Origin of the sequence: Bradyrhizobium sp. SZCCHNPS1003 (assembly GCF_032381555.1) — a bacterium.
Classification (GTDB): Bacteria; Pseudomonadota; Alphaproteobacteria; order Rhizobiales; family Xanthobacteraceae; genus Bradyrhizobium.
Genome location: NZ_JAUHIU010000006.1, coordinates 122,091 through 140,318, shown reverse-complemented (window position 1 = coordinate 140,318; position 18,228 = coordinate 122,091). Strand labels below are relative to the sequence as shown.

At 66.6% G+C, this 18,228-nt stretch carries 21 protein-coding genes; 9 read left to right on the top strand and 12 right to left on the bottom strand.

Annotated features, from left to right (window positions below; genetic code table 11):
- Positions 1 to 98: 98 nt before the first annotated feature.
- The 3 genes from moaA to QX126_RS11990 all read right to left on the bottom strand — a co-directional run bounded on the left by moaA (position 99) and on the right by QX126_RS11990 (position 2,660).
- The gene (gene moaA / locus QX126_RS12000) at positions 99 to 1,130 is read right to left on the bottom strand and encodes a GTP 3',8-cyclase MoaA (protein WP_315758957.1); all 1,032 of its coding nucleotides are present in this window, start codon (positions 1,128 to 1,130) and stop codon (positions 99 to 101) included.
- A 184-nt stretch (positions 1,131 to 1,314) separates the two neighbouring features.
- Complete coding sequence (locus QX126_RS11995; protein WP_315776906.1) at positions 1,315 to 1,707, bottom strand: hypothetical protein; 393 nt, start codon at positions 1,705 to 1,707, stop codon at positions 1,315 to 1,317.
- Between the two features lie 266 nt (positions 1,708 to 1,973).
- A complete protein-coding gene (locus tag QX126_RS11990; protein WP_315781092.1) occupies positions 1,974 to 2,660 on the bottom strand; it encodes an HAD family hydrolase in 687 nt (228 codons plus the stop codon).
- Positions 2,661 to 2,834: 174 nt separating this feature from the next.
- Here QX126_RS11990 and rpiA point away from each other — a divergent pair, with 174 nt between their 5' ends.
- From rpiA to QX126_RS11970, 4 genes are all read left to right on the top strand, one after another.
- Positions 2,835 to 3,527 (top strand): ribose-5-phosphate isomerase RpiA, encoded by a 693-nt coding sequence (gene rpiA, locus QX126_RS11985; protein ID WP_315739723.1) that lies wholly within the window; start codon positions 2,835 to 2,837, stop codon positions 3,525 to 3,527.
- 48 nt (positions 3,528 to 3,575) lie between these two features.
- The gene (locus tag QX126_RS11980) at positions 3,576 to 4,097 is read left to right on the top strand and encodes a DUF2059 domain-containing protein (RefSeq protein ID WP_315739635.1); all 522 of its coding nucleotides are present in this window, start codon (positions 3,576 to 3,578) and stop codon (positions 4,095 to 4,097) included.
- 33 nt (positions 4,098 to 4,130) lie between these two features.
- Complete coding sequence (gene gor, locus QX126_RS11975) at positions 4,131 to 5,516, top strand: glutathione-disulfide reductase (protein WP_315776905.1); 1,386 nt, start codon at positions 4,131 to 4,133, stop codon at positions 5,514 to 5,516.
- A gap of 145 nt (positions 5,517 to 5,661) precedes the next feature.
- Positions 5,662 to 6,420, top strand: coding sequence for a DUF4336 domain-containing protein (locus QX126_RS11970; protein WP_315781090.1), 759 nt, complete (start codon positions 5,662 to 5,664; stop codon positions 6,418 to 6,420).
- 198 nt (positions 6,421 to 6,618) lie between these two features.
- On the opposite strand, the gene QX126_RS11965 is transcribed toward QX126_RS11970, so the two are convergent.
- The 5 genes from QX126_RS11965 to QX126_RS11945 form a co-directional block, all read right to left on the bottom strand.
- Positions 6,619 to 7,254 carry a LysE family translocator gene (locus tag QX126_RS11965; RefSeq protein WP_315739638.1) on the bottom strand — a complete coding sequence of 212 codons (636 nt, stop codon included), beginning with the start codon at positions 7,252 to 7,254 and terminating at the stop codon, positions 6,619 to 6,621.
- 173 nt (positions 7,255 to 7,427) lie between these two features.
- Positions 7,428 to 7,649 (bottom strand): hypothetical protein, encoded by a 222-nt coding sequence (locus QX126_RS11960; protein WP_315739639.1) that lies wholly within the window; start codon positions 7,647 to 7,649, stop codon positions 7,428 to 7,430.
- A 36-nt stretch (positions 7,650 to 7,685) separates the two neighbouring features.
- Positions 7,686 to 8,096 carry an SRPBCC domain-containing protein gene (locus QX126_RS11955; RefSeq protein ID WP_315781088.1) on the bottom strand — a complete coding sequence of 137 codons (411 nt, stop codon included), beginning with the start codon at positions 8,094 to 8,096 and terminating at the stop codon, positions 7,686 to 7,688.
- On the bottom strand, positions 8,093 to 8,416 hold the full coding sequence (locus QX126_RS11950; RefSeq protein ID WP_315739643.1) for a metalloregulator ArsR/SmtB family transcription factor: 324 nt from the start codon (positions 8,414 to 8,416) through the stop codon (positions 8,093 to 8,095). Before QX126_RS11950 ends, QX126_RS11955 begins: the two co-directional genes overlap by 4 nt.
- 140 nt (positions 8,417 to 8,556) lie before the next feature.
- Positions 8,557 to 10,269 carry a jacalin-like lectin gene (locus QX126_RS11945; protein ID WP_315776902.1) on the bottom strand — a complete coding sequence of 571 codons (1,713 nt, stop codon included), beginning with the start codon at positions 10,267 to 10,269 and terminating at the stop codon, positions 8,557 to 8,559.
- A 194-nt stretch (positions 10,270 to 10,463) separates the two neighbouring features.
- Here QX126_RS11945 and QX126_RS11940 point away from each other — a divergent pair, with 194 nt between their 5' ends.
- Entirely contained in the window at positions 10,464 to 10,604 is a 141-nt protein-coding gene (locus tag QX126_RS11940; protein WP_315739645.1) for a hypothetical protein, read from the top strand.
- Between the two features lie 45 nt (positions 10,605 to 10,649).
- Here the strand turns inward: QX126_RS11940 and QX126_RS11935 are convergent, their stop codons facing one another.
- Both QX126_RS11935 and QX126_RS11930 read right to left on the bottom strand, forming a co-directional pair.
- Positions 10,650 to 11,384 (bottom strand): metallophosphoesterase family protein, encoded by a 735-nt coding sequence (locus QX126_RS11935; protein WP_315776901.1) that lies wholly within the window; start codon positions 11,382 to 11,384, stop codon positions 10,650 to 10,652.
- A gap of 702 nt (positions 11,385 to 12,086) precedes the next feature.
- Positions 12,087 to 12,959: an alpha/beta fold hydrolase gene (locus QX126_RS11930; protein ID WP_316227494.1), complete on the bottom strand. Its 873-nt coding sequence runs from the start codon at positions 12,957 to 12,959 to the stop codon at positions 12,087 to 12,089.
- A 170-nt stretch (positions 12,960 to 13,129) separates the two neighbouring features.
- Here QX126_RS11930 and QX126_RS11925 point away from each other — a divergent pair, with 170 nt between their 5' ends.
- The 3 genes from QX126_RS11925 to QX126_RS11915 are packed head-to-tail and all read left to right on the top strand — an operon-like array spanning position 13,130 to position 16,272.
- A complete protein-coding gene (locus tag QX126_RS11925) occupies positions 13,130 to 14,518 on the top strand; it encodes a class II 3-deoxy-7-phosphoheptulonate synthase (RefSeq protein WP_315776899.1) in 1,389 nt (462 codons plus the stop codon).
- Positions 14,518 to 14,871, top strand: coding sequence for a diacylglycerol kinase (locus QX126_RS11920; protein ID WP_315714514.1), 354 nt, complete (start codon positions 14,518 to 14,520; stop codon positions 14,869 to 14,871). Before QX126_RS11925 ends, QX126_RS11920 begins: the two co-directional genes overlap by 1 nt.
- A 12-nt stretch (positions 14,872 to 14,883) precedes the next feature.
- Complete coding sequence (locus tag QX126_RS11915; RefSeq protein ID WP_315781086.1) at positions 14,884 to 16,272, top strand: nitrilase-related carbon-nitrogen hydrolase; 1,389 nt, start codon at positions 14,884 to 14,886, stop codon at positions 16,270 to 16,272.
- A 22-nt stretch (positions 16,273 to 16,294) separates the two neighbouring features.
- Here QX126_RS11915 and QX126_RS11910 read toward each other — a convergent pair whose 3' ends face one another.
- Complete coding sequence (locus QX126_RS11910; RefSeq protein WP_315776896.1) at positions 16,295 to 17,446, bottom strand: DUF2865 domain-containing protein; 1,152 nt, start codon at positions 17,444 to 17,446, stop codon at positions 16,295 to 16,297.
- A gap of 153 nt (positions 17,447 to 17,599) precedes the next feature.
- On the bottom strand, positions 17,600 to 17,908 hold the full coding sequence (locus QX126_RS11905; protein ID WP_315739652.1) for a hypothetical protein: 309 nt from the start codon (positions 17,906 to 17,908) through the stop codon (positions 17,600 to 17,602).
- 29 nt (positions 17,909 to 17,937) lie between these two features.
- Between QX126_RS11905 and QX126_RS11900 the strand changes: the two genes are divergently transcribed.
- Positions 17,938 to 18,225, top strand: a complete 288-nt coding sequence (locus QX126_RS11900) for a hypothetical protein (protein ID WP_315758940.1) — start codon at positions 17,938 to 17,940, stop codon at positions 18,223 to 18,225.
- Positions 18,226 to 18,228: the final 3 nt, after the last annotated feature.

Genomic DNA, 18,228 nt, shown 5'->3' with positions numbered 1-18,228 from the left:
CAGTTGAAAGCTACGCCGCACGGGGACGTGCCGCAAGCCTAGAAACGATGAGGTTCCGACTGCGATTGATCGCAGGGCCCGATGGTTATGGACGCCGATTACCCGCCCGTCACGCTCATGTGCCGGCTGACGCTCGGACGGTTGTGGCGGCGGTCGATGATGAAGTCATGGCCCTTCGGCTTCAGGCCGATGGCGCGGTCGATCGCGGCGCTGAGCTCCTCGTCGCTCGCCGACGCACGGAGCGGCTTGCGCAGGTCGGAGGCGTCCTCGTGGCCAAGGCAGGTGTGCAAGGTGCCGGTGCAGGTGACGCGCACGCGGTTGCAGCTCTCGCAGAAATTATGCGTCATCGGCGTGATGAAGCCGATTGTGCCGCCGGTCTCGGCGACGCGGACGTAGCGGGCAGGGCCCCCGGTGGTCTCGTCGAGATCGGTCATGGTGTAGGTCTGCGCCAGGCGTGCGCGCAGCAGCGACAGCGGCAGATACTGGTCGATGCGGCCTTCGCCGATCTCGCCCATCGGCATCACCTCGATCAAGGTCAGCGCCATGCCCTTGCCGTGCGCCCAGTCGATCAGCGAGGGGATCTCGTCCTCGTTCATGTTCTTCAGCGCGACCGCGTTGATCTTCACGGCGAGACCTGCGGCGCGCGCCGCCTCGATGCCGGCCAGCACGCGGTCGAGATCGCCCCAGCGGGTGATGGCGCGGAACTTGTCAGGATCGAGCGTGTCGAGCGAGACGTTGATGCGGCGGACGCCGCAATCGGCGAGCTCGGCGGCATATTTGGCGAGCTGCGTCGCGTTGGTCGTCATCGTCAGCTCGTTGAGCGCGCCGCTCTTCAGATGCCGCGACAGCGAGCGGACCAGGCCCATCACGTTGCGCCGAACCAGCGGCTCACCGCCGGTGAGCCGGAGCTTCTTGACGCCCTTATGGATGAACGCCGAGCACAGCCGGTCGAGCTCCTCAAGCGTCAGCAGGTCGGCCTTCGGCAGGAAGGTCATGTCCTCGGACATGCAGTAGAAGCAGCGCAGGTCGCAGCGGTCGGTCACCGAGACGCGCAGATAGCTGATGCGGCGACCGAACGGGTCGGTCATCGGGCGCGTCAGGGCGGTGTCACTCAACGTCTCTGCGGTCATGGAAAGCCTTGGCTGGTGGCGGCCCAGGTGGCGGCGATGCCACGCGGCGGCCGCGCAAGCGCGGCCGGTTGTCGGTCTCATGACAATCTAATCATGATCGGCGCGCCTCACAATCATCGACGTGGATCCGTCGATGCTGCAATGCAGCTTCGCCCTGGCAGGTGGCGCGCGGGACGATGGTCCGCTACTGGCGTCCCGGCGCGGGGGCGGGGAAGGCTGAACCGGTGGTTGCGGGCGCCGCCGGCGCGGCGGCCGATTTCTGCGGCTTCGGCTTCTTCGGCCGCATGTGCTTGACGGCCTTCGGCGGCGCGCCCGGCATCGGCTGCAGCTCGGCGACCACCGGGCTCGGATCCATCACGACGGGCGGCGAGCTGTTGAAATCCCCGGTGTTGCGGATCACCTGCACCGGGATGGTCGCGGGCTGGTACCTGTCCATCGTGAAGGTGACGCTGAAGCCGGCATCGGGCGCCGGCACCGAGACCGAGCACGGCGTCTTGCAGCCCGGTCCGAGCGAGGTCTTGGCGTCGGCGCCCGGCGGCACCGAGTCGAGCTGCACCGGCACCTCGGGCGCTGCCATCTTGAAGCTGTCCATGGAGAAGGATGAGCACCCGGCCAAGCCGGCTCCCGCAACCGCAATTGCGATGACACGCCGCATCATGATGTCCGCCCCACAACCCTGCGGCCATCGGCCGCAATCCCAGGGCGACCATAGGAGCGTCAGAACAGCGGCGCAACTGCGGTCAACCCTATTCTCAACAGAACGTTAATGCACCGCAAGGTGCGGATTCAGGTCGACAGGGCAGTGGGTTAGGGTGCGATGCGGCAGTGGAATCGCAAGTCCGCTCAGGCGATCCTGAGCGATGGGCTGAGGGCCGTGACGGCCGCCGGCAGCTCGCGCATGTGGTCGATCAGGTGGTCCGGATTGAGCTCCGCGATCGGTACGTCGGTATAGCCGAAGGTGCAGCCGATCACCGGCACGCCGGCGCGGCGGGCGGCGCCGACGTCGGTGCCGGCATCGCCGACCATGATCGCTGCCCCGATCTCACCGCCGGCCTGCGCGATGGTCTGGCGCAGGATCGCCGGATCCGGCTTGGCGACCCCGAACGTGTCGGCACCGCAGATCGCGGCGAAGCGGGAGGACAGGCCGAGCTGGTCGAGCAGCCGCTTCGACAGCCATTCCAGCTTGTTGGTGCACACCGCGAACTGGCAGCCGCGCCCGGCGAGGTCGTCCAGCGCCGACTCCAGACCCTCGAAGGGACGCGATTCGACCGCGATGTTGTCGGCGTAGAAATCGATGAAATCGGTGGTGAGGCGGCCGATGTCATCGGTGCTGGCCAGGCGACCCTCCGCCTCCAGCCCGCGCTCGATCAGCTTGCGGGCGCCGTGGCCGATCATCTTGCGGGCCGAGGCCAGCGGCACCGGCCGCAGACCTTCGCGCTGCAGGATGTGGTTGAGCGCGCTGATCAGATCCGGCGCCGTGTCGACCAGGGTGCCGTCGAGATCGAAGACGATGGTGCTGGAGATGGGCATCGGTATCCGCTAGCGGCCGGCTCATGTCCTTGCAAGAGGCCCGCAATGGCTTTTTGTCCGATTTCGTGGCCGGCGAGAGCTAGGCCCCGCGTCAAAACATCGCTAGATATGCGCCGGCTTTCGGCCCCCGTCCGTGGGGGTCTCGGGGTGCGAAGGGCGGGTTCCTTGGTCGACATGGATGCATTGAAGCGGCAGGCAGCGGCGCGTGCGCTGGAGGAGGTCGAGAGCGGCATGAAGCTCGGTCTCGGCACCGGCTCGACGGCCAAGCATTTCGTCGATCTGCTCGGGGAAAAGGTGCGCGCCGGCCTCAAGATCGTGGGCGTGCCGACCTCGGAGGCGACAAGGGCGCAGGCGCAAGCGTGCGGCGTGCCGCTGACCACGCTCGATGAGATCGACCGGCTCGACATCACCATCGACGGCGCCGACGAGATCAATCCGGCGCTCGACCTGATCAAGGGCGGCGGCGGCGCGCTGCTGCGCGAGAAGATCGTCGCCAGCGCCTCGGATCGCATGATCGTGATCGCCGACGACAGCAAATGGGTGGCGCAGCTCGGCCGCTACCCGCTGCCGGTCGAGGTGGTTCCGTTCGGCCTCGCCGCGACCCAGCGCGAGATGAGTGACGCCTTCGCCACGGCCGGCGTGTCCGGGCCGATGAGCCTGCGCAAGTCCGCAGACGGCCACGTTTTCGTCACCGATGGCGGCCACTGGATTATCGACGTCCGCCTTGGGGAGATCGTGGATCCCCCGCGTCTGGCGGGTCTTTTGAGCGCAATTCCGGGCGTGGTCGAGCACGGGCTGTTCATCGGCCTCGGCAGCACGGCGATCCTGGCAGGCGCACAGGGAATTCGCGTTATCCAGCGGCCCTGAGCGCGGCACGAGGCTGCGCTCAGGGCGGCAACTCACAGGAGACTTGGAATGAAGAGCGTGTTCAGAATCTTGCCGGCCGCCGGAATCGTGCTGGCCTTGGCCTCGGCAAGCCCGGTTGCGGCGCAGGGGCAGGCACCGGCGCTGAAGCCGGCCTCGCCCGCCTGCATGGCCGGCGCGCGCGAGATTCTGGGGATGAAGAACGCGGCTGCGATGTACGCCAATGCCGTCCCGGGCATCGTGCAGCAGACCAAGCAGGCGCTGCTGCAGTCCAATCTCAACTACCAGAAGGACCTCGACGAGGTCGCCGTCTCGGTCGCGCAGACCTATGCCGGCAAGGAGAAGGAGATCGGCGAGAAGATGGCGCAGATCTACTGCAACGAGTTCTCCGACCAGGAGATCGCCAACCTCGTCGCCTTCTACAAGTCAGCCATCGGCCAGAAGCTGCTTGCGGCGGAGCCGAAGGCGATCCAGATGAGCATGCAGGCGATGAACCTGTGGGCGGCGGAGTTTTCCGACACCGTCACCGCGCAGTTCCGCGCCGAGATGCGCAAGCGCAACAAGCCGATCTGAGGCTTGCGGCCGAAAGGCCAGGTCGGGGGAGAGATGGCTGAGTTCGACGTCGACCTGTTCGTGATCGGTGGCGGCTCGGGGGGCGTACGCGCCGCCCGTATCGCCGCCGGCTATGGCGCCCGCGTGATGGTCGCCGAAGAATACCGCATGGGCGGCACCTGCGTGATCCGCGGCTGCGTGCCCAAGAAGCTGTTCGTGATCGGCTCGCATGTCCGCCAGGAGATCGCCGATGCCGCCGGCTTCGGCTGGATGATCCCGACCGCGACCTTCGACTGGCCGACGCTGATCAGGAACAAGGACAAGGAGATCGCGCGGCTCGAGGCGGCCTACACCAGCAACGTCGAGAAGTCTGGCGCCAAGATCGTCAAGACCCGCGCCGTGCTCGAGGACGCCCACACCGTGCGGCTGACGACCGGCGAGACCGTCCGCGCCAAGTACATTCTCATCGCGACCGGCGGAGCGCCCAACCACGGCACGCCGATTCCCGGCATCGAGCACGTCATCTCCTCCAACGAGGCGTTTCATCTCGACGAGCTGCCGCGCCGGATCTTGATCCAGGGCGGCGGCTACATCGCGCTCGAATTCGCCTGCATCTTCGCCAATTTCGGCGCCGACGTGACCGTCGTCTATCGCGGCGACAACATCCTGCGCGGTTTCGACGAAGACGTTCGCCGCCACGTCCGCTCCGAGATGGAGAAGGAAGGCATCACCATCCTGACCGGCTGCACGGTGACGAGCGTCGACAAGCACGGCCAGGACTACACCACGCATCTGTCGAACGGCTCCAGCATCGCCTCCGACAAGGTGATGTTCGCGATCGGCCGCCATCCTGCCGTGGCCAATCTCGGCCTGGAGAAGGCCGGCGTCGCCATCAATCCAAGGAACGGCGGCATTGCGGTGGATGCGTTCTCGCAGAGCTCGGTGCCGAGCATCTACGCGATCGGCGACGTCACCCATCGCTTCAACCTGACGCCGGTCGCGATCCGCGAGGGCCACGCCTTCGCCGACACCGTGTTCGGCGGCAAGACCGTTCGCGTTGATCACGCGGACATTCCGACGGCCGTGTTCTGCCAGCCTGAAGTGGGCACCGTCGGTCTCACCGAGACGCAGGCGCGCGAGCTGTACGACCGCGTCGACATCTACAAGACGAACTTCCGCCCGATCAAGGCGACGATGTCCGGCCGCGACACCCGCGTGCTGATGAAGCTCGTCGTCGACGGCGCCAGCGATCGCGTGCTTGGCTGCCACATCGTCGGCGACATGGCCGCCGAAATCACCCAGGCCGTGGCGATTGCCATCAAGATGAAGGCGACCAAGGCCGATTTCGACGCCACTATCGCGTTGCATCCCTCCGCCGCCGAGGAGCTGGTGACGATGCGCACGGTGACCGAGCGCCACGTGCGGCAGGCGGCGGAGTAGGGCGCCAACTGCTTTTGGGGCTCGTGCGCGGCCGGCGCCCGTAGCGACTGCGGTGGGCCGGTGCTCACGGTCTGACGACGGTCCACACCGTGGCCGATCGGGCTTGCTGCCGTTGGAACCGCTCAGCGGTTGGAGAGCGACCAGCATGTCCCAAGATGATTGCCTTGCGACCTATCCGCCGCTGAACACCCTGAAGCTCGTTGCCGAGAACATCTGGATCGTCGACGGGCCCGTGATCCGCTTCGGCATTCCCGGGCTGAAATTTCCGTTTCCCACCCGCATGACCGTGGTGCGATGCGCCTCCGGAGATCTGTTCATCCACTCGCCCACGCCGTTGACGCCGGCACTGCGGGCCGAGATCGACCGGGAAGGCCGCGTCCGCGACATCATCGGTCCGAATCGCATCCACTATTGGTGGATCCCCGACTGGCAGGCGGCCTTTCCCGACGCGGCGATCTATCTGGCGCCGGGCATTCGCGCGAAGGCGAAGGGCCGCATCGAATTCGAGGGCAGGCCGCTGGATCGCAGCGGTGGCTATCCCTGGGATGATGAGATCGCGACCTTGCCCGTCGTCGGCAGCTATATGACGGAGGTCGTATTCTTCCATCGCCCTTCGCGCACGCTGATCCTGACCGATCTGATGGAGAATTTCGAGCCGGCCAAGATCGGTGCCGGCTTGGCGCGCTACCTGAGCTGGATCGGGGGTGTCGGTCCGCCGCATGGCGGCCTGCCGCGCGATCTCCGGCTGACATTTACCTGGCGGCACCGACGCGAGTTGCGGGCGGCCGTGGAGACCATGCTTGGGTGGCACCCCGAGCGGATCGTGATCGCCCATGGCGCCTGGCACCGGACGAACGGCACCGAGATCCTGCGCGAGGCATTCTGCTGGTTGCTGCGGCCTTGAACCGCCGGCAGGGCCTCACGAGACCGGCCTTCGTGATGCCGTGCGTTTCTCTCTCCGCGACGGACGTATAGGCTCGTGCGATTGAGGTTGGCGCCAGGCATCTCTCGGCCGCGGAGGAGCTGTGACGATGCGCACGGTGACCGAGCGCCACGTGCGGCAGGCGGCGGAGTAGGTGGACGACCGCGACGCGCGGCCGGGTCAGGGGCCGGCTCGCCGGTAAAGCGCAAGGGCGCCGGCAAGGCTCAGCAGCGCGCCGCCGCAGATGCGATCGAGCCAGAGGGCACCGGAGCGCTTGAGGAAACGCATCGCTTGCGAGCCCGCGCTCGCGTAGGCGAGCATGATCAGGACATCGAGCATCGCGAAGGTGAGGGCCAGCGTGAGATATTGCGGCAGCTGCGGCGCGGACGGCACCACGAACTGCGGCAGGAATGCCGAGAAGAACAGATAGCCCTTTGGATTGGTGATCGCGACGAGGAAGCTTTTCAGAAACAGCGCGTGCGGCTGTCGTGACCCGTCCTTGCCGTCTGCGGACGCCGCAAGGTCGATCGACCCGCTGGACCGCAGCAGCATGAGCCCGAGATAGGCGAGGTAGGCCACGCCGATCCACTTCACGACCGAGAACCAGAATTCGGAAGCGGCCAGCAGCGCGCCCAGGCCGACCGCGACGGCGCCGATGAGGATGAAGTCCGAAGCCACCGCGCCGGCGATGCCGGCCCAGGCGCGGCGTACACCGACACGCGAGCCGTTGGTGAGGGCCAGCAGCACCGTCGGACCGGGGGTCGCGATCCCGATGAAGGCGACGATGGCGAAGCTGAAGAGCGTAAGAGCGTTCACGTCAGAATAGCCTCGTTGGCGGAAGACGCGCCAGTAGGGGGCGGTTCGCCCGCGAACGCAAGACGTTCCTTGGAGGCGGTCAGCGATCGTCTTCGCTGACGCACGCTCGACCTGCCGGATCGCCAAGAGGCTTGACTCCCTCCCGGAAAACACCGCTGGGCGCGATTGCCCGTTCAGCGCTCCACCCGCGAGGCGGTCAACTTCGTCGCGACGTAGGGCAGCGCGAACAGATACAGCCCCGTGCCGAGCAGCACGATGAGCGGAATCAGCGCCAGCAGGCCGACCCACAGCGGGGCCTGCGTCTGCGTCATCGCGGCGATGTTGACGATGACGGCGACCGTGAAGGCGATCGATACCCAGCGATGGACCTGCCGGACGGTGTTGTTCCAGTTCAAGTGCTTCTCCCCTGATGACGTCGTGATGCGCACGCCTCAGCCGAGGCGCGCGACGCTCTGTTCGAGCGCATCGAAGAATTTCGGCCAGCCATAGCGTGCGCCCTGATAGGCGCGGGTCTGGTCGGCTGCGAAGCCGGTCTGCTCCATGCGCAGGTGCGTGCCCAAGGCGGTCGGCGTCAGCGTCCAGGTCACGACGCTGTCGAGGCCAGCCGCCGCCCAGGTGTAGGACAACGTCTTGTGCGGCTCGATGGTCACGACCTGGCAGTCGACGACGCCCCAGTCGGCCTTCAGCTTGAAGCGATGATCGATCGCCGGCGCGAAATCATTCGTCATCAGCCACTCTGCGATCAGATGCGGCTGCGTCAGCGCGCGCCAGAGTTTTTCGGGCGGATGCGCGAATTCGCGCTCGACGACGACGGTGCGGGTTTCTGGCGCAGGTGAGCTCATTGATCCATCCTGTTGAGCAGAGTGTCGAGTTCGTCGAACCGGCTCTCCCAGAACGCAGCCATCCGGCTGGTCCAGTCGAGCAGGGGCGCCAGCGCCTTCGGCTGCGCACGGTAATGCGTCTGGCGGCCTTCGTGACGCTCCCGCACGAGGCCCGCCTGCTTGAGCAGGCCGAGATGCTTCGACACCGCCGGCTGCGACACGCCGGCCTTGGCCGTCAGCGCCCCGACGGTCTGCTCGCCGTGGCGGCACAGGCCTTCGAAGATGGCCCGCCGCGTCGGATCGGCGAGGGACCGGAACAGGAGGTCGGGGGAGCGCGCCATTCAATCCATAACTCGTTGGTTATGGATATTCCCATAACCGTTCGGTTATGGATATGTCAAGCGCAGGCTTTGTCGGGGGGAGATTGATGATGTGATCCGGACGGCGTGGCCGCCCGGATCACTGCTCCTGCTCGATGCGATCAGGGCGTCAGCGTCCACAGCTGCGATCCCACCGCCGTGGCGGCGGTGGTCAGCAGCTGGTTGCCGACCGAGGTGCCGTTCTGGCTGACGACCTCGATGGCATAGCTGCGCAGCGCGATCGTGCCGGTCGCAGCATCATAGCGGAAGCGCTGGTTGTTGTTGCCGGTGCAGGTCCAGATGATCAGTTGTGCACCATCGCCATAGGTGCCGTTGTTGTCCAGGCAGTAGTGCGGATCCTGCATGCTGCGGATCATGCCGCTGGCGTCGTCGTAGCTCCAGGTCTGGTTGGCGGCGCCGGTGCAGTACCACTGGATCACGGCCGTGCCGTCGGCCATCGCGCCGCCATTGACGTCCATGCACAGCGCGGACGTGCGGTTGACGATGCGGACCGGCTGGCGCGATGGTGGCGCGGCGCTGGAGACCGGCGCGTAGACGACGCCGAGCTTGTCGATCCCGTCACCGGACCGGCCATGGAAGCCGGTGATCTGCCAGCCGCTCGGCGCGGCGTAGCTGGTGCAGGTCGCGGTGGTCGCGCCGCCCGCCAGCGTGCGGCCCGTGCTGGTGGTGAACGCAATCCGGAAGATGCGCGTATGGCCCTGGTACTGATCGCTGCACAGACCGACCGAGGTGAGATATTCGCCGCTGCCGAGCGTCAGGCTCTGCGCCGTGCCGCCGGTGCCGCCATGGCTGTAGACATAGCCGTTGGAGAGCGTCAGTTCGACCTGGTCGACCCGGCTTCCGGTGCGGATGGTCAGCTTGCTGACCGCGGGATCGGCGGGCAGCGCCGATGAATCATTGTAGCTCGTGCCATGCGGGCCGCCGAACTGATCGCTCAGCCTGCGGTTCGCGGCCGTCGAGAAGCTCCACTTCACCTCGATCGGGTGATGGTCGGAGAGCTGCGCGCCGCTCGAATCGAGCGCGTCCTGCCGGTCGACATAGGACGTGGCCTGCAGGTTGAGGACGCCGTTGTTGCGCCACAGCACCTTGTCGACGATCTCGCAATCCGGCCGTGCCGTCTGGGGATCGCCGCAGACCAATGCAGCGCCGATCGGAGGCACGCTGCCGCCGCGCATCGTCTCGATCCAGGCATCGCTGAAGCCGTGATGCAGGAATTCCCACATGTTCTGGCCGGCCCGCGTGTAGCGCGTGTTGGTGTCGCCCATCACCATGACGGCATTGCCGGCGGAATTCGCCTCGATGTAGCTCAGGATCTGCACCACGTCGGACTCGCTATAGGCGAGATCGGTGGAGGACGTGCCGGACTGGGCGTGCAGGTTGTAGAAGTCGAGATAGACGCCCTCGGCGAGGCGGGTGCGGACCAGGGAGAATCCCTTCGGCGTCAGCGCGTCGGAATCGGCCCGCTTGGTCCAGGTGACGCGATCGAGATCGTCGAACGCGTAGGTGCTGAGCGTGTTCATGCCGTCGCCGATTCCGGCCGTGCCCGAGGTCGGCGTGCGATACGGATGGTTGTCGCAGGTGTCATAGAGCGCGGCGTGCCAGAGAAAATCCTCCTGCACGTTGACGATGCCGAACTGGCGCAGGTAGCAGCTGATCACGCGCGAATGTGCGTCGCTGCCGCCGTTATAGGCGGTCGGCGTTTCCGCCACGTTGTAGGTCAGCGTGCTGAACGTTCCGTCGGCTGCGTGTAGCGCGCTGCCGAGCAGACTGGCGCATCCAAGCGCGATTGCGCCCGCCCATAGGCGAAGTGTCATTGGTCGAATCCCCTCGATGATGCCGGATAACGGGGCGCGCGATATCATCTGTCGCGTGTCGGCCTGATGACGGATCGATGCATGTTCTCTGCGCGGCGTGTCGGAACAGCGGGTGCAAGCTGGAGTTGCTGCGCTTCCGCACGGCCCTTTCGCCTGCGCTCTCCGATCGTCGGCGGCCATAGTGGCGGTTCGGGATGACGAGCGGAGAAAGGCCGACCAACCCCGCTTCTTCCGGCTCGCTGGGCGTCCTTGTCTTCCGTGAGATCAACGACGCGCTGTTCAGGAAGATCATCCTGAGCATTCTGCTGGCGTCAGGGCTGCTGCTGGCCGTCTGACGGGAGGGACGTCGTTGCTTGCTGAGCATTGCGGGTGATGGCCGATCACTCCACCCATCCCGTCGCGATGGCGTTGGCCCAGTCCGGCCGGCCGCCGCGTCGGGCAAGGGCGGCCATCGCTGTGCCGTCATAAGGCACGTAGCGAAACGTCAATGACCAGCATCCATCTCGGCGCTCTGCGATCGCATAGCAGGCGTCCGGCGTGCCAGTCTGCACGTGATAGCGCTTGGGCGTGGAGATCCGATAGCCCGGCAGCCCGACGCTGCCGGGATTGACGATCAGCCGGCCATCGCCGAGCCGGACGATGCGCGGAATGTGGCTGTGCTCGCACAAAATCAGCGAGGCATCGATGCCGGCGGCCCGCGCTTCGATGCTGGCAAGATTGCTTGGACGCGGTGTGTCGCCCTCCGTGATCCCTTCGAGCCAGAACGCCGCATCGTCGTCCGGGGCGGCGTGACACAGGAACACCTCATCGCGATACAGCAACGTCGCCGGCTGTGCCGCCAGCCACGCGACTTGCTCCTGCCGGAGCGCACGTACGTCCCCGCGGGACAAATCTCCGGCACGATGCCGATCGATCATATGCCGGTCCTGATCGCCCCTGACCGACGGGAAATCGCGTGCCATCAGCATCTCGGCCGTCTGTATCGGCGCGAGCGGGCCGCTGAGATGGTCGCCGAGATTGACGACGTCATCAATGCCAAGCGAAGCGATGTCGGCCAGCACGGCCGCCAGCGCGTCGCAATTTCCGTGGATGTCGGCGATGGCCGCAAACCGCATGAGAGCCTCCGTTCAGGGAACGGCGGGCAGGGCGTTGCCATGCAATGAACCGTTCGCTTTAGCTGCACTTTGAGACGCGCCCGCAAGCTGATGGTCAAATCGGCGCTTGGCACGATCAGTAGCACGCTGCGGATGAGGACGACAATCAGTGGGCCGAGGCCGGATGTCGCTACGCTCGCGGTTCTGTCGACGGCAAAAGCGGTCGTTCCGACGAAGATTCCTCTTTACGAATATCAGAAATCGTGCTCTATTGTGCGCATCCCGCCTCACTCGGAGGGGCGTTGCGCGCGATCGTCACGACACGCGGGGCGGGGAGCGATGGCCGCGAGTAAGCCGCAGCGTGTCTTCGGACACGCGGACGAACGGCTTGCGCGGACGTGAAGTCGCAGCGTGCTGACACCCCGATGCTGGTGTCCCACGCAAGGCGCGTAAGCGCGTTGCGTGCATGGTGGCCAACAAGCCCGGCGCACCAGGCAGACTGCGTATAAGCGTTAAGACTGTCGCGCGGGGAATGCCGGTTGATCGGCTGCACCTGTGGTACCTGCCGCCTGCACTTTCTTCCGCAGGCGGGCCATGGGTGAGGCCTTCACCCGGCATTCCCTGCGCCCTCCGACTTGATGAGGGTGAACGACATCAGCACAGCTCGGGCAGCACCTGCCGCGGGAGCGCTCGCTCGTGGGCCATGACGAACCGTTCGCTGCGTCAGCTTTCGAGCAGCCACTCTGCCGCGCTGCGCCACAGCGTGTCGCGATGCGCCGCGCGGAAGAAGCCCATATGGCCGATTGCGGACGCGCCGACGTCCTGCGGCGCGATGCTGAGCAGTTCCGGCGTGGTGCCCGTATAGCCGGCGCACAGCAGCTCGACCGCCGGCCGGGTCGCCCAGGGATCGTCGGCGAGGCACAGCGCCCGGACGGGACTCTTGAAGTTGGCGTAGTTGGCAAGCGGCAGCGATGCGTCATCGAACAGATAGCGCGGGCTCATGATCCAGCGCACCCATTGCAGGAAGACACCCTTCGGCAGGTCCTCGCCGACGCCACTCCAGCCCGGCGTGTAACCCAGCGCATGAGTCAGCGGGACGCCAACGCCGTTGAGCATCGTCGCCACGCGCCAGCGTTCGCCCGGGGCCATGAGCTTCCAATAGCCGGCCTGCGAGGCGATGAAGAGGGCGCGCGACACCTCGGTGTTGTTGGCGAGCAGGCCGAGCGTCTGGCCGCCGAAGGAGTGGCCGACATAGCGCAGCGGCAGCGCACCGTAGCGCGCACGCATCCAACCGACCGCGCCGGTGATGTCGAGTGCGGCCCAGTCGGTCATCGAGGCCGCAAAGCCCTTCAGGGAGAGGGGACGGCTGCCGCCGATCCCGCGATAGTCGTAGGTCAGAACCGCGCAACCCTGCTGGGCAAGATGAGCAGCGAAGCCGCGATAGATCCGGCGCGGGATCGCCGCCCCGGAATTGATCAGCACGGCATGCGCGGGTGTACCGCGCGGCGCGAACAGGGTGCCCGCGAGCTCAAAGCCGTCGATGGCCGCAATGGTCAGATCCTCACTCGAAACGCCATTGGATCCCGTCTCGCCCACGCCTCGTCCTCCCATCCCGCGCCGGACCGCAGCAAAGTCAAATTCGGCTTGCGGTGCAAGCCCTTGTGTCTGCGCCTTAAATTCCAAGTGGCGGCGCGGAGGCAGGCTGTGTATAAGGCGCGCGCCGCAGTAGGGGATGAACGCGCGGTATTCGCAAGGGAGTTGAAGCCATGACCGAGCGCTGGAGCCCGGAGAGCTGGCGTTCCAAGCCGGTGCAGCAGGTGCCTGACTATCCCGACCAGAAGGCGCTGGCCGAGGTCGAGGCGCAGCTTGCGACCTTCCCGCCGCTGGTGTTCGCCGGCGAGGCGCGCAACCTGAAGAAGGCGCTGGCGCGGGTTTCGGCCGGCCAGGCCTTCCTGCTGCAGGGCGGCGACTGCGCCGAGAGCTTCGCCGAGCACGGCGCCAACAACATCCGCGACTTCTTCCGCGTGCTGCTGCAGATGGCCGTGGTCATGACCTATGCCGGCGCGGTGCCGGTGGTGAAGGTCGGCCGCATCGCCGGCCAGTTCGCCAAGCCGCGCTCGTCGCCGACCGAGAAGATCAATGGCGTCGAGCTGCCGAGCTATCGCGGCGACATCGTCAACGACACCGCCTTCACGCCCGAGGCGCGCATTCCCGATCCGCGCCGCCAGCTCGACGCCTACCGGCAGTCGGCGGCGACCCTGAACCTGCTGCGCGCCTTCGCCACCGGCGGCTTCGCCAATCTCGGCAGCGTGCATCAATGGATGCTCGGCTTCGTCAAGGATAGCCCGCAGTCGCGCCGCTACAAGGAGCTCGCCGACCGCATCTCCGAGGCGCTCAACTTCATGCGCGCCTGCGGCCTCGACCTCGAGAGCCATCCGGAGCTGCGTGCCACCGACTTCTACACCAGCCACGAGGCGTTGCTGCTCGGCTATGAGCAGGCCTTCACCCGCGTCGATTCCACCACCGGCGACTGGTACGCGACCTCGGGCCATTTCATCTGGATCGGCGACCGCACCCGGCAGCTCGATCACGGCCATGTCGAGTATTTCCGCGGCATCAAGAACCCGATCGGCCTGAAATGCGGCCCGTCGCTGAAGCCGGACGAGCTGCTGAAGCTGATCGACATCCTCAATCCCGACAACGAGCCGGGCCGGCTGACCCTGATCAACCGCTTCGGCGCCGACAAGGTCGGCGATCATCTGCCGGGACTGATCCGCGCGGTGCAGCGGGAAGGGCGCAAGGTGGTGTGGTCGTGCGATCCGATGCACGGCAACACCATCACCTCGACCTCGGGCTACAAGACGCGGCCGTTCGATCGCATTGTATCCGAGGTGCGGGCGTTCTTCGCGGTGCATGCCGCGGAGGGCACCCATGCCGGCGGCATCCATCTCGAGATGACTGGCAAGGACGTCACCGAATGCATCGGCGGCGCGCGGGCGATCACCGATGAGGATCTCAACGACCGCTATCACACGGTGTGCGATCCCAGGCTGAACGCCGAGCAGTCGATCGACATGGCGTTCCTGATCGCCGAGTTGCTGAAGCAGCAGCGCGGCGGCAAGTCCGCACCGATGCCGGCCGTCGCGGGCTTCTGATGCTGCGTCTGTGGCGCGCGACGGTCAACTCGCGCAACGGCCTGGCCTTCGCGCTGCGCTCCGAGCAGGCGGTGCGCGAGGAGGTGGTTGCGTTCCTGCTGGCGCTGCCGCTGGCCTATGTCGTCGGCGCGACGCCGATGCGCAGCGTCGAGCTGGTCTGCGCGGTGGTGCTGGTGCTGGTGGTCGAGCTGCTCAACACCGCGATCGAGAAGCTCGCGGACCGGCTCACCACGGAGCATGATCTGCAGATCGGCCGGGTCAAGGACCTCGGCTCGGCCGCGGTCGGCGTCGCGCTGTTGATGTCCGGCAGCTTCTGGCTGTTCGCGATCGCCGAGCGGCTCGGGCTGCTTTGAATGAGTTGAGCGATGGCCGCTGACATCTTCAGGATCACGCTGGCCCAGCTCAACCCGACGGTCGGCGACATCGCCGGTAACGTCGCCAAGGCGCGCGAGGCGCGCGCGAAGGCTTCGGCCGACGGCGCCGATCTCGTGGTGCTGCCGGAGCTGTTCATTGCGGGCGATCCGCCGCAGGACCTCGTCCTGCAGCCGGCATTTCAGGCCGCGTGCCAGGCCGCGATCGAGGCTCTCGCGCGCGAGACCGCCGATGGCGGGCCGGCGGTGCTGATCGGTACGCCCTGGATCGAGGACGGCAAGCTCTACAACGCCTGCGCGCTGCTCGACGCCGGCCGTATCGCCGCGACGCGCTTCAAGGCCAACCTGCCCGATGGTGATCAGAAGCGCCTGTTCACGCGCGGCCCGGCTGCCGGCCCGCTCAGCGTGCGGGGCGTTCGCATCGGCGTCGCGATCGGCGAAGACATCTCGCTCGAAGAATCCTCGAACTACGAAAACGTCATCGAGACGCTGGCGGAAACCGGGGCGGAGCTCATCGTCGTGCCGAGCCGCTCATGCTACATGCGCGGCGGCGGCGACCGGCGCCTGTCGGCCGCCGTGGCGCGCGTCACCGAAAGCGATCTGCCGCTCGTCTGGCTCAATCAGGTCGGCGGACAGGATGACGAGGTGTGCGACGGCGCGTCCTTCGCGCTGAACGCCGATCTCTCGGTGGCGGCACAGCTCCCGGGCTTCGTCGCTGAAGTCACGACCTTGGCGTGGAGCAGGGGAGACGATGGCTGGCAGTGCCAGGGACCGGTCACCACGCTGATCGAGGGCGACGAGGCGGACTACGCGGCCCGCGTGCTCGGCCTGCGCGACCACGTCGAGAAGCATGGCTTCACCGGGATCGTGCTGGCTCTGACCGGAGGCATCGAATCCGCGCTGTCATTGGCGATGGCCGTCGATGCGCTGGGAGCTACGAGGGTTCGCGGTGTGGTGCTGTCCGGGCCCGACATGCCGCAGGAGGCGCGGGCTATTGCAATCGCGGCGCGGCTCGGTGTCGCCGCCGAGGTGTTGCCGATCGCGGCCGCAGTGGCCGGCTTCGAAACGGTTCTGTCCGGTCCGCTGGCGGGCGGGGCCCGTCACGATCTCCTGGCGCGCGTGCGCGGCACGCTGCTGCTGGCGTTGGCGAGCCTCTCCGGTGCGCTCGCCGTCGTGCCGCTCAAGAGGTCGGACCGATATGGCTGTGAGATCGGTGACGCGACCGGCGGTGTCACTCTATTCGACGACATGTCCCAGGCCGAGATCGTTCGTCTCGCAGCGCTTCGCAATCGTTGGAAGCCTGCGAACGCGCTGGGACCGTCGGGCGAAGTCATATCGCCCGATCTCGCTGGCCGCGCGTTCTCAGATGCGTTCGAAGGATGACCCGATGGTCCGGCGATTTCGCTCAGCGCGCCGGGATGAAGGTCGGTCCGACCGTGCGGATCTGCTTGTCGCCACCGGCGCCCGTGGTGTCCGCGGTCGCGGGCGCTGCGGCCTCGGCCGGCGCGGCACCCTTCCGGGCGGCGTTCGCAGGCGGCTTACCGGTCTGGCGCTGCTGCATCCGCTTGGCGCTCTCCTCGGTGACGATGATGTCGCCCTGCTGCTCGGCTGCGGCCTTGTCATCGATCGATTTCAGCGCGTCGGCCCAGGTCTGTCCCGCTGCCTTGCAGGAACAGCTCGGATTGAACTCGGTGCGATACTTGAAGGCGTTCGGCAGCGCGGTGTAGGGCTGGCCGTTGACCGAGACCGCCTGGTTCATGTCCTCGCCGGGATTGCGATAGGTGAACAGCGTCGCGTCGGCGGCGGGGCATTGCGCCTTGCAGGCGCGCTCGTCGTCGGCGAAGCGGCCGGGAACGGTGGCGAACGAGATCGGGAAATAGGCGCCGTCGCAGCTACGCACGCACACGGTCCGGTAGGTGCCCTGCGGCGCCGCGAGATCGGCGCTCGGCGGGGGCAGCGATGCGGCCGGATTGCTGTCGGCGCCGCCGCCGAACAGGCTGGTCAGGAAGTTGCCGCCGCCGCGATTGGCGTTGGCATATTGCTGGTACTGCGGGCCGCAATTGTTCTGGCCGAGCGCTGCCAGCACCGAGCGGCGCTGATTGTCGCGCTCACCGCCAAACCCGCCGCCGCGCAGCCGCTCCAGGCTGTTGGTGATCTGGTCGAGATTGGTGCGCATCTGCTGGATCTGGTTGTTGACCGGAGCGCATTCCGCGGAACGGCCATTGAACAGCGAGAAGAAGCCGGTGCTGTCGCAGCCCATGCGCTTGGCCTGCATGCTGACGCGGTCGAGCTCGCCTTGCTGCTTGGCGGCTGCATCCTGATAACGCCGGATCTGGTCCTCACGCGCGGGATCGCCGCCACCGCCGCGATCGATCGAGGCGAGCTGCGCTTCCAGGCGCGGGCAGATCGGATTGACGCCGGCCTGCGGCCCGGGCTGGCCCGGCGGCATCTGCGCATAGGACTCGGAGCTGGATTGCGCCAGGGCGTGCGAGCCGGTCAGGGTCAGTCCGAGCAACGCAGAGACGGCCAACAGGCGCGGAGACAGGGATGCGATCAAGATGCGGTATTCCGGTCCATGGGTGCAGCCGCGGGACTAGCTCAGAATTCGGAAAAATCGCGGCAGCGGCGGGCATCCCATAGCCGCTTTGTCGGGCATCGTCACGTCGTTTCCGGGGCGCCGGGGTGGCGGGAACAGCCGTTCCCGGCCGTCTCAGCGCTGGCAGGTGATCGCGACGAAGTCGCTGCAGCCGCCATGGGCGCAGTTTGCGCCAGCTTTCGGCACCGATCCGGTGATTTCATCGGGGTCGACGCGGCGATAGGAGGAGGCCTGTGCAAAATCCCGTGATTGGCAGTACGACCGCGCGGCCGAGGCGCCGCATCGGTCGCCCTTGGCGAGGCACTGGTCGACGCCGTAGCCGTCGGCTTCGTTGGCGATGATGAAGATGCGGCTCTCCGCCGTGGCGGTGGTCGCGGCGGCGAGGAGAACACAGCAGGCGAGCAGCGCCGAGGAGATTCGCATGGTGCACCGGTGGGTGTAGGAGACAACTCATGGTTAGGCCCAAAAGGTTAAAAATGATTAACCATGAGGCGGGGCGCGAGCATTTGGGCAGTGAAAACGGCCGTTTTGCGGCTCTTGACGGAGACAGCCTGCTGCAGCATGGTGAGTTTCATGAACGGTTTCCTCGCCATCTGCTGCATTTGCCGCGAGATTACGCGCTAGCGATTCGCTGGCTGAGGCCGTCTTTTCTCAACAGAGATGATCAGGACGCCCGGCCGGCAGGTCGGAAGCGTGATTCGTGCCGTGGCGGCCCGCTCGCGGGCGGTCGTGCGGCGTAGGAC